At 49.9% G+C, this 16,550-nt stretch carries 13 protein-coding genes and 1 pseudogene; 6 read left to right on the forward strand and 8 right to left on the reverse strand.

Annotated elements, in window-relative coordinates:
* Nucleotides 1-57: 57 nt before the first annotated feature.
* Nucleotides 58-771 (reverse strand): TIGR04283 family arsenosugar biosynthesis glycosyltransferase, encoded by a 714-nt coding sequence (locus tag H6F93_RS34275; RefSeq protein ID WP_190687641.1) that lies wholly within the window; start codon nt 769-771, stop codon nt 58-60.
* Nucleotides 768-1,400, reverse strand: coding sequence for a TIGR04282 family arsenosugar biosynthesis glycosyltransferase (locus tag H6F93_RS34280; protein WP_242043624.1), 633 nt, complete (start codon nt 1,398-1,400; stop codon nt 768-770). The genes H6F93_RS34275 and H6F93_RS34280 overlap by 4 nt, the downstream gene beginning before the upstream one ends.
* 185 nt (nt 1,401-1,585) lie before the next feature.
* On the opposite strand from H6F93_RS34280, the gene H6F93_RS27000 reads away from it, so the two are divergent.
* Nucleotides 1,586-4,684, forward strand: coding sequence for a valine--tRNA ligase (locus H6F93_RS27000; RefSeq protein WP_190687644.1), 3,099 nt, complete (start codon nt 1,586-1,588; stop codon nt 4,682-4,684).
* 256 nt (nt 4,685-4,940) lie between these two features.
* The gene (locus tag H6F93_RS27005) at nt 4,941-5,546 is read left to right on the forward strand and encodes an HmpF-related protein (protein WP_199314061.1); all 606 of its coding nucleotides are present in this window, start codon (nt 4,941-4,943) and stop codon (nt 5,544-5,546) included.
* 6 nt (nt 5,547-5,552) lie between these two features.
* Here H6F93_RS27005 and H6F93_RS27010 read toward each other — a convergent pair whose 3' ends face one another.
* Entirely contained in the window at nt 5,553-7,985 is a 2,433-nt protein-coding gene (locus tag H6F93_RS27010; RefSeq protein ID WP_190687648.1) for a GH116 family glycosyl hydrolase, read from the reverse strand.
* 119 nt (nt 7,986-8,104) lie between these two features.
* Nucleotides 8,105-8,362, reverse strand: a complete 258-nt coding sequence (locus tag H6F93_RS27015; RefSeq protein WP_190687651.1) for a TIGR02450 family Trp-rich protein — start codon at nt 8,360-8,362, stop codon at nt 8,105-8,107.
* A gap of 185 nt (nt 8,363-8,547) precedes the next feature.
* Here H6F93_RS27015 and H6F93_RS27020 point away from each other — a divergent pair, with 185 nt between their 5' ends.
* Together H6F93_RS27020 and rpoD are read left to right on the forward strand one after the other, a co-directional pair.
* Nucleotides 8,548-9,021, forward strand: coding sequence for a hypothetical protein (locus tag H6F93_RS27020; RefSeq protein ID WP_190687654.1), 474 nt, complete (start codon nt 8,548-8,550; stop codon nt 9,019-9,021).
* 570 nt (nt 9,022-9,591) lie between these two features.
* Nucleotides 9,592-10,713, forward strand: a complete 1,122-nt coding sequence (gene rpoD / locus H6F93_RS27025) for an RNA polymerase sigma factor RpoD (protein ID WP_190641392.1) — start codon at nt 9,592-9,594, stop codon at nt 10,711-10,713.
* A gap of 140 nt (nt 10,714-10,853) precedes the next feature.
* Here the strand turns inward: rpoD and H6F93_RS27030 are convergent, their stop codons facing one another.
* The 3 genes and pseudogenes from H6F93_RS27030 to H6F93_RS35950 form a co-directional block, all read right to left on the reverse strand.
* The gene (locus tag H6F93_RS27030; protein ID WP_190641391.1) at nt 10,854-11,006 is read right to left on the reverse strand and encodes a CAB/ELIP/HLIP family chlorophyll-binding protein; all 153 of its coding nucleotides are present in this window, start codon (nt 11,004-11,006) and stop codon (nt 10,854-10,856) included.
* A gap of 192 nt (nt 11,007-11,198) precedes the next feature.
* Nucleotides 11,199-11,861, reverse strand: a complete 663-nt coding sequence (locus H6F93_RS35945; RefSeq protein ID WP_524538028.1) for an ABC transporter ATP-binding protein — start codon at nt 11,859-11,861, stop codon at nt 11,199-11,201.
* An 18-nt stretch (nt 11,862-11,879) separates the two neighbouring features.
* Nucleotides 11,880-12,335: pseudogene (locus tag H6F93_RS35950) on the reverse strand (ATP-binding cassette domain-containing protein); the annotation flags it as partial.
* Nucleotides 12,336-13,039: 704 nt separating this feature from the next.
* Between H6F93_RS35950 and H6F93_RS27040 the strand changes: the two are divergent.
* Nucleotides 13,040-13,225: a hypothetical protein gene (locus tag H6F93_RS27040; RefSeq protein WP_190641390.1), complete on the forward strand. Its 186-nt coding sequence runs from the start codon at nt 13,040-13,042 to the stop codon at nt 13,223-13,225.
* Nucleotides 13,226-13,277: 52 nt separating this feature from the next.
* On the opposite strand, the gene gyrA is transcribed toward H6F93_RS27040, so the two are convergent.
* Nucleotides 13,278-15,812 (reverse strand): DNA gyrase subunit A, encoded by a 2,535-nt coding sequence (gene gyrA, locus H6F93_RS27045; protein ID WP_190687658.1) that lies wholly within the window; start codon nt 15,810-15,812, stop codon nt 13,278-13,280.
* 245 nt (nt 15,813-16,057) lie between these two features.
* Between gyrA and H6F93_RS27050 the strand changes: the two genes are divergently transcribed.
* Complete coding sequence (locus H6F93_RS27050) at nt 16,058-16,456, forward strand: response regulator (RefSeq protein WP_190687662.1); 399 nt, start codon at nt 16,058-16,060, stop codon at nt 16,454-16,456.
* Nucleotides 16,457-16,550: the final 94 nt, after the last annotated feature.

Genomic DNA, 16,550 nt, shown 5'->3' on the forward strand with positions numbered 1-16,550 from the left:
GTAATGCAAAACCGGGGATTGTAGAGCTATAGCTTTCTACAATCCCCGGTTTTATATCTAGCGAGGGCGGCGATCGCCCCGATACCATCTCACAATCTTCTCTGGCGAAATTCCCAGTAAATAAGCCGCAATAATCACCTGGTTAAGCAGCGTTGTTCTTATAACCCCTAGCTTTTCCCAGCGTCGGGCTGAGGTGAGGACTGAGGCAGGGGTGATCGCCACCTTCCCCTTTCGGCGCAGCCGCCGAACTAACTCAAAATCTTCCATGATTGGCAGTTCTGGAAAGCTGCCAAAGTGATGAAAAGTTTCTGCTCTAAGAAATAGTGCCTGATCGCCATAGGGCATTTGGAAGTAGCGCGATCGCATATTTACCCCCCACTCCACCAACCTGAGTCCTGGATTCTGCCCGTCAATCCTCAGCGCGAACGCCCCGGCGATCGTTTTGGGTTGAGCTAACGTTTGGCAGATCAGACCAGCGAATTCCTTTGGCAACCGAGTATCGGCATGGAGAAACAGCAAAATCTCCCCGCTTGCGGCTCTTGCCCCAGCGTTCATTTGATAGGCTCTCCCTGGTCTTGAGTGAATGACGCGATCGCCCAAAGATTTCACAATTTCAACGGTTCGATCATGACTGCCGCCATCCACAACGATAATTTCAATGATAGAACTGCGAATCTGGTCGAGGATCTGCTGAATCACATTTGCCTCATTCAGCACTGGGATAATGATGGAAATCTTGGGAGAAGAGAAACGATTCTGTGAATGCCTCACGCTTGGGTTGCCTCCCAGATGGGTAGGTCTTCTGGGTGATCAACATCGGTGAGGGGAGCGAGAGTGGCGATCGCCAATTCCTTCGCCTCTGCAGCAGTCATCGTTTGCCAAAAAACTTGGTCAGTTCCCCAATCAATTCCGCTAAATAGCTCTGGAATCAAGGAACGCAGCCCAATCAAATAGTAGCCCCCATCGGTTGCTGGACCTAAGACCAAATCGTGATCCTGCAATGCCTGAAACGCTTGTGCTAGCGTGGCAGAATCCAGTTCAGGACAATCTATCCCAATCGTCACAACATGCTTGCTACCCGTCTCAAATGCAGACTGAAACGCAAGCCGCATTCGTTCTCCTAGATCACCTGAAGCCTGGGGCTGATAGCTCCAGCGAGAACCAAGCCAGTCTTGCATGAGGGAGCGATCGCCTCCCGCAAATCTAATTTCCACAGATAGAGGGGAATTTAACCTGTCCTGCTGCTGAGCTAGCTTCTCCACCCGTTTCAGAGTGAATTCTGTCATCTGCCGCTGAAGTGCGGCCGCGCCCGCTGCCCCTAAGGCTGGAATTAAGCGAGTTTTAGTTTTGCCAACTTCTGGATATCGGGTAAAAACTATCAGATGGTTTGTCTCTGTCAACTTAATCCTGATTTCATTCTTAAACAGCAGTGTATTTACCCTAGATGAGTTTTAGCTGAAAATGAGCCCTGTCTGCGCCTTTTCGCTGCTTACCCAAACAATTCTCGATGAGCAGCTTGGCGATCGCTCATGGCAAAATTTTAAGTAAACTGAAGAGCTTGCCCCTTTACTTTCCCACTTCCTTCATGACTGCAACCAACTTGCCCAGCCAATACGACCCCTCCTTGACTGAAGCTAAATGGCAACAGCACTGGGAGGAAGATCAGGTCTTTAAAGCAGACCCCAATCAACCGGGTGAGCCGTATTGCGTCGTGATTCCGCCGCCCAACGTCACAGGCAGCTTGCACATGGGTCACGCCTTTGAAAATGCCCTGATCGATACGCTGGTGCGCTATCACCGGATGATCGGGCACAATACTCTGTGGCTACCGGGAACTGACCACGCCAGCATTGCGGTGCAAACAATCCTAGAGCGGGAGTTGCGATCGCAAGGCAAAACCCGTGACGAGGTCGGACGCGAAGCCTTCCTGGAACGGGCTTGGGAATGGAAGAAAGAATCAGGCGGCACCATCGTGGGACAACTGCGGCGGCTAGGCGTTTCCGTAGATTGGTCACGCGAACGCTTCACGATGGATGAGGGTCTTTCCAAAGCAGTCCTGGAAGCCTTCTCACGTCTCTACAACGAAGGGCTAATCTATCGCGGCCAATATTTGGTGAACTGGTGTCCTGCCAGCCAATCTGCCGTGTCTGACTTGGAGGTGGAAAATCAGGAAGTCAACGGGCACCTCTGGCATTTCCGCTATCCGCTGACGGACGGCTCCGGTTCTGTTGAAGTGGCAACCACTCGCCCTGAGACAATGCTGGGCGATACTGCTGTAGCGGTCAATCCCAAGGACGAGCGCTATAAGCATCTGGTAGGCAAGACGCTGACACTGCCAATTATGGGGCGTGAAATTCCGATTATTGCAGATGAATACGTCGATTCCAGCTTTGGTACGGGCTGTGTGAAAATCACACCAGCCCACGACCTGAATGACTTTGAGATGGGCAAACGCCACAACCTGCCTTTCATCAACATCATGAACAAGGACGGGTCACTTAACGCCAACGCAGGCCCATTTGAGGGACAGGATCGGTTTGAGGCAAGGAAGAACGTGGTGAAGCGCCTGGAAGAGGAAGGCTTCCTGGTGAAAGTAGAGGACTATCGCCACACAGTGCCCTATAGCGATCGCGGCAAAGTCCCCATCGAGCCGCTGCTGTCTACCCAGTGGTTTGTCAAAATTCGCCCTATGGCAGACCGAGCGCTGGAATTTCTCGATCAGCAGGATGATCCCGTTTTCGTACCCGAACGCTGGACGAAGGTGTATCGGGATTGGTTGGTTAGCCTGAAAGACTGGTGCATTTCTCGCCAGCTCTGGTGGGGGCACCAAATTCCCGCCTGGTACGCAATCAATGAAACCGACGGGCAGATTACTGACAACACGCCCTTTGTCGTCGCCACCAGCGAAGCAAATGCTTGGGAGCAGGCACGACAGCAATTTGGCGATGACGTTCAGCTTGCCCAAGACCCTGATGTGCTGGATACCTGGTTTTCATCCGGTTTATGGCCCTTCTCAACCATGGGCTGGCCTGAGCAAACACCCGACCTAGAGCGCTATTACCCCACCACAACGCTGGTTACAGGATTTGACATCATCTTTTTCTGGGTGGCGCGGATGACGATGATGGCAGGGCACTTTACCGGAAAGATGCCGTTCAGTACGGTTTACATTCACGGTCTGGTACGGGATGAAAACAACAAAAAGATGTCGAAGTCAGCAAATAACGGCATTGACCCGCTGATTCTGATCGACAAATACGGCACTGATGCACTGCGCTACACGCTGATTCGAGAAGTAGCGGGTGCAGGGCAAGACATTCGCCTGGAATATAACCGCAAGACCGACGAATCGGTTTCAGTCGAGGCATCGCGCAACTTTACCAACAAGCTGTGGAATGCTTCTCGGTTTGTGATGATGAATCTGGACGGCAAAACGCCAGAGCAGTTGGGCAAACCTCAAGCGGATGAGTTGGAATTGAGCGATCGCTGGATTCTCTCTCGCTACAACCAGGTAGTTCGCCAAACTCGCGACGACATCGACAACTACGGTTTGGGTGAAGCCGCCAAAGGACTGTATGAGTTCATCTGGGGCGATTTCTGCGACTGGTACATTGAGCTAGTCAAGTCCAGACTGTTCAAGGCACAGTCGGCAGAAGTCAGCCCAGCCGAGCTGAAATCTAGGGAAATTGCTCAGCAGACGCTGGCCCATGTGCTAGACGGCATCCTGCGGCTGCTGCATCCGTTTATGCCGCACATCACCGAGGAAGTTTGGCATACGCTCACGCAGGCCGAAGAAAATCGGTACTTGGCACTTCAGGCTTACCCTGAAGTAGACGAAAGCCTGATTGATGCTGATCTGGAAGCGCAGTTTGACCTATTAATTGGCACCATTCGCACGGTTCGCAACTTGCGGGCTGAGGCAGACATCAAGCCAGGGGTAAAGATTCAAACGAACTTGCAGACAGAGAGCGATCGCGAACAGCAAATCCTTACCGCAGGGCAGGACTACATCAAAGACCTAGCCAAAGTTGAGAATTTGACCATTGAAGCGATCGAACGTCCTGTGGTTCCACGTCCGCTCAAACCTAGCACCCAGACACTCAGTCCGTACCGCAAACCGGCGATCGCTCTGGGATTAATTCTGGCGCTGCTGATTGTCGTCAAAGTTACACTGGGTGTGCTGGATGCTGTAGATAGCCTGCTGCTGATCTCGCCCTTCCTGGAGCTGATTGGGTTAGGGTATACCATCTGGTTTATCTACCGCTTCTTGATCCGTGCGACCGACCGTCAGGGCTTTGCCGAACAACTCGACGCAGTGACAGCGCAAGTTGCAGGCAAAATGTCGTCATCTTCCAATCCTCAAGAGCCTCTGCCACAACCCATAACTCCCACCCAAACGCTGACGGTCGAAAAGCTGCCCCAGCAGCAGATGATCGCCGGAGTCGTGGGCACGGTGCAGGTTCTCATTCCGCTGGAAGGCGTAGTGGATGTAGAAGCGCTGCAAGCTAAGCTGAAAAAGGATTTAGCGAAAGCAGAGTCCGAAAGCCAGATCCTGCGCGATCGCCTCAGCAATCCTAAATTTGTTGATAAAGCTCCGGCAGATGTGGTTCAGGCAGCCAGGAATTCACTCGCTGAGGCGGAGAAGCAGGCAGAGATTTTGCGCGATCGCATCAGCCGTCTCTAACCCTGTGATGGTTGTGGCTTTCACTGAGTAGGGTTAGTCTTCAGAAAACATCAGGCTCCCTTAATAAATTCAGTAAGCCACACCATTTAATCCGGATCAGGTCCCGCTAAGGTGTTAAAGGGTGGTTGTAAGCATCAGGTAATTCCCCTGCTTCTTATAAATGGCTTCCCTCGACTCCACTCGAATATCTTCACAGAATCGAGACATCTTTAGCTGGGTGTCAGACAAGATATGAAGATATACTGTCATTCAAGAATTGGTTAATCTTGTTGCTGAAATGCTCTATTTGGCTCAGGTGCAGGAAAAAGACGCTGTCGGCAAGACGAAACTGCAACTGCTTGCATACCAAAAAGCCGAACATGCCTGGGCAATTTTCTCTGAAGAAGATAATACTGTCTATGCAGAGGGATGTGATCTGGGTAAAGGGGCACTTTTACTAGTTCAGCTGAATGATTTGCGACAAGTTGAAAACATCCAGGATGCAGCAGACTGGCTGACTGAAATCATTCAGCAATATCTAGCAACGGGTGTAACCCCAGAAATTTTGCAGCAGGAAGTACAGCGGGCCGAACAGTGGCGACAATCACTCACGCTACAGAGCCAGGAGCTTGGGCGACGTGCTCTAGAAATGGAAGCTCGGCGTGACCAGATTCAAGAGCTAGAAGAAAACCTGAAGCGAGAAAAAAAGCAGCTTGAGCTTGAAAAAAAGCAAATTCAAGACCTGTTAGAACTAAAAGCTCAGCGTGACCAAATTCTAGAGCTGGAAGAAACTTTGAAGCAAGAAAAAAACCAACTTGAGTACGAAAAAAAGCAGCTTGAGCTGAAAGCCGCTCAGCTCAAGACCAATACTTCAGCAAACTAAGCCTAACTAAAAGCGGCGCAAAACTCCATAAATCAGCCAGACAGCCATTGCTCGGAGATAATGGCTAGCCCGAAAAGTGCCAGCAGAGGTAATCGCTTCTGGTGTGCGAAACTGTAGCCCGTTTTCATAAACTTGCCGGACTACAGCTTCGGTAATTTGAAACGCCTCATCTTTCATATCCATCTGTACCAGGAAGGCAGCCAAGCCAAAATTGATGCCTGTCCAAACTTCTAGCGGATGAGTGTCCTTGGGATTAACGGGAGAACCATCTGGTCTGACTCCATTCGCTGCGCCAAATTTGCCATCGTGAAATTTGAGGAAGCAAGCCTCGTAAACTGCTTCTAAAGCAGATCGAACACAACCGGTAGGCACAACGTCAGGCAGTTTTAACAGGCGGGCATAAAACTGTCCGCAAAGCTGATCTGCCATCACGACATCAGAACCACTGCCACTATCGAGACGGTAGTACTGTCCGTTCCAGAGTTTCTCCTGATAGAGGGGGCGGGATTGAGTGAGCCAAGTCTGGTAGGTGGAAATTAGGGATTGGGGGTTAGGGATTAGGGATTGGGGATTGGCTGGATCTGATTGCTGCAAGAGTTGACCAATGGCGATCGCCGCCTCTAGTGCCGTAATCCACAGTCCGCCACAGTAAGCGCTAACTCCCTGTAACCGCCAGTCATCGAAGGTTTGGTCGGGCGCACCAGAGTTTTCGGGAATGCCATCGTTATCCAGGTCAAAGGTTTTGAGGTAGGCGATCGCCCGCTCAATTGCGGGCCAGCACTCTATCAAAAATTCATAATCCGTACTACCCGTTAAAACAAAATTTCGGTAAACCTGCAAAACGAAGTCACAGCCCAAATCCTTCCACAGGTTGCAGTCTTGATAGCTAGTGTAGTTAGTCTTTTCCCAAGGATGTTCGTTGGGTGCGCCCAAGTCATGGGGCGTAGCGTTTTCAGCTTTGCGAACGGCGATCGGACTTTCTGCCCCAATCGTGTAGTAGTAGCCAATCACACGCGGCGTATCGTCTGCTGCCGGAATAGCTCTCGCAAAAGCTCTCAGCACCGATTTGTCTAGCTCCGGCCAGAGCATCATTAGCGCAAAAGAACCGTAGAGCCTCACATCCAGGCTTTCATACCAACGGTAGTCAAGACATTCCAACACCGCAAACTGACCTACTGGATCGCGATCGCTTGCTGCACTCCAGAGCGTCCCGCCGCTAGTCAAGTCATAAAGCTCATTAAACAGCGCCATCTTGAACCAGTCGGGCAAATCCTGGTCATTCAAAATCGGCTGCTGCCAAGTCTGAATTTGCTGCTGCCAAGTGGGGTATAAGTCGAGAGCAGTCTGAGCGATCGCCCAGGCAGTCTTGCCGCTAGTTCCAAAGAAGTCTGTGTAGCGACGAAAATAATTAATCCCAGTGGCAAACTCCGTTACCGGAAAATCCCAACTCAACACAAACGGAATTTTTCGGTTTTCACCCGGAGCCAGAGTAAAACGAACGGCGATCGCCACGCCAACCTGCTCACCATCAGCAGCCGGAGTTGGATCATCTACACTTTGCAGCGAACCATCCTTAGAGAATGACTGCCAGAGTTCTGCTCCATCTCCAGCCGGGTTCCAGCGAGTATTGTAAAAGGTTTCTGCATTAGGGTTTGTTAGGGTGGCGATCGCCCACTGTCCATCGCCTTCTTGAGGTGTTTCCTGGCGATCGGACTGATCCATTAAGCAGCCTGCAAAGTGGCGATCGCTTTTCCACTGGTTAGAATTGCCGTTGCTCTCACCTAAACGCGGCTGATATTGATAAACTGGGCTACCGTCATCCCGCACCTGCACCTTGGGCGACTTGAGCATATTTGTAAACCAACCTGCCATGTTTTGCCAGGTCAGCATAATGCTCAGCGTTAGCGGTCGGTCAGTCGGATTGTGTGCCGTCCACTCAAAAATGGCGATCGGATAGCTCGTCTCCTGATAATTCTTCGCCCAAACTGGCGAAAACTGCTCGCAAGTCAGCGTCGCCTGAAACACATTCTGATAAACAAACCAACTTCGTGGATAGAGCGCATGATACTCCCCTGTCGTGCTAGCTTCCGCCCGATCGGGATACCACTGCCACGCGCTCAAACTGCCATCGTTAGGTGCCTGAGTACAGAGCGCATAAGCTTCAGCAGTTTGACCCTCTGCTTGTTCAAACACACTGAATTGGCAAGCGGGCATCGATTGAAACACGTGCTCTCCGCCATCGATGTGCCAGAGATTAAAATCTCCTCGCGAAGAACGACCAATACAGCCAGCCCCAAACCCACCCAGAGGCATTCCATGCCAGGGACCATCGTCCAAATTACTCTCGTAGCGAACCTTATAGGGCGAGTCCCACCCTTGACCAATCGGACGCTTCCAGGAACAGGCAGGAATTTCAGCAGGCAAATGCAAATTTTTCATCTCAAAATTCTACCGCCCAACCTTCCCTTCCTCTTCAGCATTGCTTAACAATTGAATGATTTTGAACGCAAAGCTGAAAGTTTACATTCAAAATCATCCCAAGAATAAGCAAGCCTTGCTCATCCTTCATCTCTTATCTCTTCCTCTCCCCTCTCTTGCAACGATTGCCATCCCGCCAACCACAACTCCCTATCCTTAAGCTGTTTTGCATTCAGCCAAAAGCGAACCGATGGGTCACAGGCTGCAACCATCTCAGCAAACACCCAACGTCCCTCATTTTTACGATTAACCACCTGAAAGTGCCGCCAACCCCAAGTCGTTTGTTGGGCTGTCCATCTAGAACCTACAAGGTAAGGAAATTTCTGTTTCTTAGGCATCTATCTACTTAGCGTGATGTCCCCCTCAGTGACAATGCCATATTTAGAGAAAGCAGGAGAGCAAGCGTCAACAGCAGACATTGACTCAAAAATTTCAAAATATGGTCATTCTAGAACCAATTAAGTCTAAAAACTATTCAGTTCCTCGACCAGGGGGAGTATGGCTACTGGGTGTTCTGCTTTCAATGACAGGTATTGTACTGATGGGTGTGGGTGGCTTCACAACCTTAACCTGTCACCGTCAAGCTTCGCTTATGGCAGACACGACTTCCGACGGAGTCTGTAAGCTAACAACCTATAGACCTCTCGCTTCTACCACTCAAGAAATAGCGCTAACCGATTTACACGAAGCAAAGCTGGCACAACTACACCGCCATCATTACCACGTTGGCTATCAAGTTGTTTTGCTTACCCATGCAGGCGAAATTCCTTTGACCAGCTCTTCCCCAACACAACGAGACTGGAAAACTGAGGTAACGGAAGATATCAACCGATTTCTCCAAACTCCTGAGCGGGTAAAGTTGCAGCTACAGCTTGAGAACCAATCCTGGGCAGGCACCTTTGGCTTTTCACTAGCTGTAATTGGGACGGGAGCCGGACTTTTTGCTAAGCAGCTTAAAGCGCTTCAACCCAGTACAGGTACGACTCAGCAGAAATAAGCTTAGGTTGAGACATTTTTGTAGACTATTGTCCTTTTTTTGCCGAGATTCATTAGAATGGCTGAATCTGGTTAGGCTATTTATCACAACAAACTCTGCCTAAAACCTCGTTAACCTTGTAAGTATCGTTTAATTTTTAGGACACCACCTTGGTTGGACTATTATGAAACGCTGACTTTTCTAGAAAGGGCGATACCAATTAGCACCTTTCGCAACAAGAATTCAGATCAAGGCGTGCAAATTTTGTGAGAAAAGCTACAATCGGAGACATCTTTGCGAAACTCGCAGGGCAAATTACATCTTGGTGCCTCTACCCGATGCTGAATGTCTTGGGAGAAGTATGCCTTGTTGATTACTGTGTGCTAAATCCAAAGCACTGGTTCTCTTGCTGATTGGTATGGGCGAGAGCGAAATCTCCGCCTACACTAAATTAGAAATCTGAATAGCAAGAGTCCAATTATCGTCTAAGAAAATTCATGAACATTCCTCCATCAAAAGAGGCAGTTCATGTTATCCTTCTGTTTTTTACAAGCCTTTGACTTTTGACCTAAGGAGCATGAGGAGCGCGGCATGACCCAGGCTAACGACGTACTCGAAACCATTGACCAGCCCGAAAGCGAGCTAGAGCTTTTGATTGAGGACGGAGATGATCGAGACGAAATCTTTGATGCTCAGCCTGATGAAGAGGATGGAAAGGTCACTAAAGGAAAGACCAACCGTCGTCGGGCACAAGCAAAAAAGAAACACTACACTGAGGATTCGATCCGGCTCTATTTACAGGAAATCGGTCGAATTCGACTCCTGAGAGCAGACGAAGAAATTGAACTTGCTCGTAAGATTGCAGATTTACTTGAGCTTGAAAGAATTCGTGAGCAGCTTGTTCAGGATCTGGAGCGTGAGCCTTTCGACAAAGAATGGGCTAGCGCGGTTGATATGCCTCTCCCTGCTTTTCGGCATCGCCTGCATGTAGGTCGCCGGGCAAAGGACAAGATGGTTCAGTCAAACCTTCGATTGGTGGTTTCGATCGCCAAAAAGTACATGAACCGGGGTCTTTCCTTCCAGGACTTAATTCAGGAAGGCAGCTTAGGTTTGATTCGGGCGGCTGAAAAGTTCGACCATGAAAAGGGTTACAAGTTTTCCACCTACGCAACCTGGTGGATTCGTCAGGCAATTACACGGGCGATCGCTGATCAATCTCGTACCATTCGTCTTCCCGTCCACCTCTACGAAACCATTTCTCGAATTAAGAAAACTACAAAATTGCTTTCTCAAGAAATGGGACGGAAGCCTACCGAGGAAGAAATTGCAACTCGGATGGAAATGACGATTGAGAAACTGCGCTTTATTGCTAAGTCGGCTCAATTGCCCATCTCCCTAGAAACTCCGATCGGTAAGGAAGAAGATTCTCGCCTGGGCGACTTTATCGAGTCTGATGGTGAAACCCCTGAAGATCAAGTTTCTAAGAACTTGCTGCGGGAAGACCTGGAAAGCGTTTTGGGCACCCTGAGCCCGCGTGAGCGTGATGTGTTGCGCCTACGTTATGGTCTAGACGACGGACGGATGAAGACCCTGGAAGAAATCGGTCAAATCTTCAACGTCACCCGTGAGCGGATTCGTCAGATTGAAGCAAAAGCGCTTCGGAAGTTACGTCATCCAAACCGCAACAGCGTTTTGAAGGAATATATCCGTTAAGAACTTGTCTGGAAGTAGGGAGATGTACCTCCCTATTTGACGTTCCAAGGAATAAAAAAGTGCCCCTACATTCGTGGGGGCACTTTTCTTGTAGCTTTGCAATTACCTGACTTGCAGTGCAAGCAGCGCCTGGATAGACACTACATCAGTCCCCAAAAATGAAGCACACCTTGACCAGAGACATATTCAAGGATGACAGCAGAAGCGAAGCCGATCATCGCTAGACGACCGTTCCAAGTTTCGGCTCCACGAGTGAAGCCCCAGTTCCATGCGTTGCGGTTATCGTTCTGCATAACTTGAACTCCAATTTGCAATAGTTCGCCGACCTTTGTTAACTAATGTAACCACCAGCTTTGTAAGTCGCAACAATCTACCGGGCAGCTTCATGCATATTTCGTCTACAAGTGCTTTAGATGAAAATGCGCTTTGGTGCAGTGTGTGCAAGATCGGAGAGTGCAAAATTGGAGAACTGGATCGGGAGTAGTCTAATGGTGGGCGATCGCCTCTCCCGTCCGGGCGTCAAATAAGTGGATTTTGTCGGTGGCGATCGCTAGCCATAGTTCTTCTCCCAACCTGACCCTTCGGTCTGGCTCGACTCGCGCTCTTAAAACGGTTGGCTCAGATGGAGTAGCAGATTCGATTAAATTTAAGACCAGTTGAGTCTCATTACCCAGCGCTTCAAGCCGCTCTACTCGAACGGGAATGTTTTTGGGAGCGGCAACGCTAAGGCTCAGGTGTTCGGGACGGATGCCAAGTGTGAGCGATCGCCCATCATATTGACTCAGTGCAGTTTCCCAGCTTTGAGGGAGAGTTAGCCGAAACTGCGGATGGGTTATCAGGAGCGGTGCCTTGACCTGAACGGGCAAAAAATTCATCTGCGGTGAACCGATGAACTCTGCCACAAACCGATTGGCAGGTCGGTTGTAGAGTTCTAGCGGCGCAGCAATTTGCTGAATTTGCCCGGCGTTCATCACGGCAATGCGATCGCCCATCGTCATGGCTTCAACCTGGTCGTGGGTGACGTAAATGGTTGTGGTACCCAGCTTGCGCTGAAGGTTGACGATTTGGGCACGGGTTTCGGTACGGAGCTTGGCATCCAGGTTAGACAACGGCTCGTCCATCAAAAACACTTGAGGGTTTCGTGCCATTGCCCGTCCCAAAGCAACCCGCTGTTTTTGTCCGCCTGAAAGCTGTTTTGGCAGGCGATCGAGCAGCGGTTCAATTTGCAAGATTTGGGCAACGGTGCGAATTCGTCGATCAATTTCCCGCTCCTGCTGCGACCAGTAGCGCAATTGTTTTGGCAGGGGACGGGTAAGCGTGGTCAAAAAAGTTTCTGTCCAGGCAAAGCGATTGGTTTGAGCTTCGGCATTTAGAGTTTGAGATGAAGCAGAGTTGTGCACTGCCTTCGTGCGGCGTAGCCCAAATGCCAGGTTGTCGTAAACCGTCATGTGGGGATAGAGCGCATAGTTTTGGAACACCATGGCGATGTCGCGTTGCTTGGGCGGCAGGTCATTGACCTGGTGATCGCCTACCCAGATATTGCCACCCGTTACTTGCTCCAATCCGGCAATCAGTCTCAGTAGAGTACTTTTGCCACAACCGGATGGTCCCACCAACACCATAAATTCGCCATCCTTGACCTCCAGGTTGATGCGTCGTAAGACATTCACCATTGAAGCGGTCGTTGGCGTTTCAGCCAGTGCTTCTTCGACAGGCGGCACGAGAGCGCCTGCCGCCACAAAGCTAGTTTGTCTGCTTTGATGCCGGAGAAAACTTTTGTAGACGTTCTCTAGAACAACCTGCGCCACAGTGAACCCACGCTTAGTGTTTAGTGTTTCAGCTTATTTTCCCCTATTGCTTCAAAAAATAGCCTTGCTGTCTGAAAAGTAGTAGCGGCATCTATCTGAATAACCTGACAAAACCTCTCTTTAGGGGGGTCAACCCTTATACACATGGCCGGACGAGTTCACCTGAATGAGTGCTTACACTGAGAGGTGACTCAGCTATTGTGAGGGTGCAACTTGATAAGGCCGGTTACGGAAAGCGTTACGAAGCGGCTGAATCTAATTTAGTTGAGTTAGTCTCACAGTTCTGGCAGGTAAAAATTGAGTCTAACGCCAGCCAAGACTTGAGCAAACCGACCACTAGTTTCATTCAAAATGCGATCGAATTCATTACGTGCTTCTACATTTTTTGCTGATCAGACGGAAATTGAGGCGGAGATTCTAAAGAATCATTCTCATTCGGCTGTTTGAGCAAAAAGCTACCGATCAGGGTGTCACTTTGGTGTTTAACATTCGCTTTTTAGGAGTGACCCATGCTTCTCATGGAAAAGAAACTGCTTACCGGCGCAAGAGCAGAGGACGAAGGTTCTGGTTTGTGTCTGGTGATTCAGCTTGGAGATGGAATTAGAGTGCAGTATGCCGTTGAGAATAAGCAAGAGGCGGTTGCCCTCTACACTTACTATTCTCAAATGCACCCGCACCTAAGCCACCAAATTTCCCAGAAGTAATGATTTCGAGCGATCGCAGCTTTAACTAGAATTTCTCACCTAGAGCCTTTCACTAAGACTCTTCGGAGTCCATGCCATCGCTTTGCTCATCAGTTCTGGATGACACAATCGTTACGGTCACGACTTTTTCACGCCTGTTGGACTTAAAGAGGCGATCGCCCCCGCCATCTTTGCCCTCTACCGCAACCTTTGCTAAAGGCAACAGCACCAATCGATCTGCGTCTGTTAGCAGCGTTGCATCTGTTCCCGGTAGCGCAGGGGTAATTCCGACTAACGTATCGGTCTTAGTGGCAAACTGGATTGCCTGAAGTCCCAAATCTCCACAGTTAGCGAGCCGCAAGGCGCTAACAGGCATTCGTTTTCCATAGCCGTTAGCCGAAACCAGGAAGACTTCATCCTTGACTTGGAGTGCTACACAGCCAACCAACCTTTCCTGCTTGCCTAATCGAATTGCGGCTGAGCCTTGTGCAGTACGGCTTTGAACTGGGATCTGCTGATCACTCACTTCAAATCGCAGCATTCGACCACCTGACGTTGCCAGAACAAGATGTTCTCCGGCTTCGACGGGAATGACGTACAGTAGCTCGTCGCCCTCTTTGAGTTTGAGAGCAGTCAGTCCACGTCCAGTCAGGTTAGCAAACTCCGATAGAGGCAGGCGTTTGATTCTGCCTTGACGGGTCAGCAGGATCAGGTCGTGATTGGCGATCGCATCAGACACAATAAACTGATCAATGATGGTTTCTGGATCACCATGCGCTGCCGATGGCAAAAGCGTAATCAGTGGCGTTCCCTTGGAGTTTCTAGGCGTTTGGGGAATGTCGCCCACTAGAGTGGTATAAGCTTTACCGCTGCGAGTCAGGATCAGTAGTTCTTGCTTGGTCGTTGCAGTCTGTACCTTAACGGTAAAATCTCCCTCGATTAGCGTTGCGCCATTCTGAGTTTCCTGAGACTGCTGTCGCTTATAGGCTCTTGGAGTCAAGCGACGGACATAGCCTCGGTGGGTAAATTCTAAAACGACTTCTTGCTCAGTCTCGACTTCTGCAACTGTCGTTTCTGCCAGACGCTTTGATTCTTTAGCTCGTTCTGCTTCGGTTTGAATGCGGGTACGGCGTTGGTCAGCGTACTTGCGCTTGAGAGTACGCAGGTCTTTTTTTAGCGCCTTGAGTAACTCTCGCCGATTGTTGAGCAGTTCGCGTAGCTCTTGCATTCGCTGAGTCAGTTGGTCAAAATTGTCTTGCAGTTTTTGCCGCTCTAGCCCGGTGAGACGGCGTAGAGGCATGGCAAGAATTGCGTCAGCTTGGCGATCGCTAAACTCAAATCGCTCTTGAAGCGTCAGCTTAGCTGTGCTGCCGTCTGGTGCATTCCGCAAAATTTCAATGACTGCATCCAGATTCTCCAAAGCAGTTAGCGAACCTTCCAGTAAGTGAACTTCGCTTTCAGCTTTTTGCAACTCATAGGTGTACTGACGAGTGAGCGTTTCTTCCCGAAAAGTGAGGAAGTGCTGCAGCAAGTCGCGCAGGGTCATCTGGCGAGGCTGCCCGTCCGTCAGAGCCAGCAAAATTACGCCAAAGTTGCTCTGGAGCGGCGTGAGTTTGTAGAGTTTGTCAAGAATTCGCTGTGCTTGTGCTTCACGCTTGAGCTCAATTACGACGCGCATTCCGTCGCGATCGCTCTCATCTCGAATGTCGGCGATTCCCTCGATTCTGCCCTGGTTAACTAACTCAGCAATTTTCTCAATCCAGGCAGCTTTATTCACCTGGTAGGGTAGCTCCGTGATGATGATCGCATTCCGGCGGTGCCGCCCTCGACCCACCTGCACATCCTCAAACTGAGCAATTCCTCGAATGGGAATGCTGCCTCGTCCGGTCAGGTAGGCTTCTCGAATGCCTTCAGTACCGACAATTTCCCCACCCGTGGGAAAGTCTGGTCCGGGAATCAGCGAGAGCAACTGTTCGTCAGACAAATCGGGGCGATCGATCAGCGCAATTAAACCATCAATCACCTCTCCCAAGTTGTGAGGCGGAATGTTGGTCGCCATACCTACCGCAATGCCAGAGGAGCCATTCAGTAGCAGGAAAGGCAATTGGGCTGGCAGGACGATGGGTTCTTGTTGAGAGTTGTCAAAGTTGCCAATGAAGTTAACGGTCGCTTCCCCAATTTCGGTCAGCAGCGCTTCGTTGCCAATGGAGGCAAGCCGCGTTTCGGTGTAGCGCATTGCGGCTGGCGGGTCGTTGTCTACGGAGCCAAAGTTGCCGTGACCTGCCAGCAGCGGATAGCGACTAGAGAAATCCTGCACCATTCGCACCAGGGCATCGTAAACAGCCTGGTCGCCGTGCGGGTGATATTTACCCAACACGTCTCCAACGACGCGGGCACATTTGCGGTAAGGGCGATCGGGGGTCAAACCCAGTTCGTGCATAGCGTAGAGAATGCGCCGATGTACGGGTTTAAGCCCATCTCGCACGTCGGGCAGGGCACGACCTACGATTACACTCATGGCGTATTCTAAGTACGACCGCTGCACCTCCGTATGCAGTGCGGTTGCAATTACTTGTCCTGAGGGGAGCATGTCAAGCTGCTTAGCCATGAGTTCTTTTCCTTCTGAAATTCCGAATCACTTGTCCTGTAACTGTCCTACAAGCTCAGTAAGCTAATTTAGGCGATCGCAAACAATAGGTCTGTGTAAATATCTTGCAAAGATAGAGATTAAGGTATAAAGGGTTGGCTAGTTTCACTAACTTGGCTGAGCGGTTTAAGGTAAATTTCGCAGTAGTATCAAACCGTAGGGCTTGAACATGCTTCATCCTGAGATTAACTAAAAAGGAAAGCGCCATGAAAACTGTTTTAATTGTGGAGGATGACTTGATCAATGCTCGTGTTTTCTCCAAGATTTTGACCAAACGCGGTGGATTAGCGGTTAAACATACAGAAAACGTGGATGAAGTCATGGAAATTGCCCACGCTAGGGGAGCAGATATCATTCTGATGGATGTTTCTCTGTCTCGCAGTGTTTACCAGGGTAAACCTGTAGACGGCATTAAAATCACCCAGATGTTGAAGGCTGATCCTCAAACCGCTAGCTTACCAATCATTCTGGTCACTGCTCACGCAATGGAGGGCGATCGCGAAAACTTTTTGAAGCAGAGCGGTGCTGATGACTACATCTCCAAACCCGTAGTAGATCATCAGAAATTTGTTGATCAGATCGTGGCATTGCTACCTAACAAGTAAGTACCCTTGTACTATTTTGCCAAGATTTTGGCAACTTATTGGGGCAATTTCAGGAAACTCCAGGGCAATCGTACAAGTCAGCTTGAATAACGCA

Origin of the sequence: Leptolyngbya sp. FACHB-671 (genome assembly GCF_014695745.1) — a bacterium.
Taxonomy (GTDB): Bacteria; Cyanobacteriota; Cyanobacteriia; order Elainellales; family Elainellaceae; genus JAAUTN01.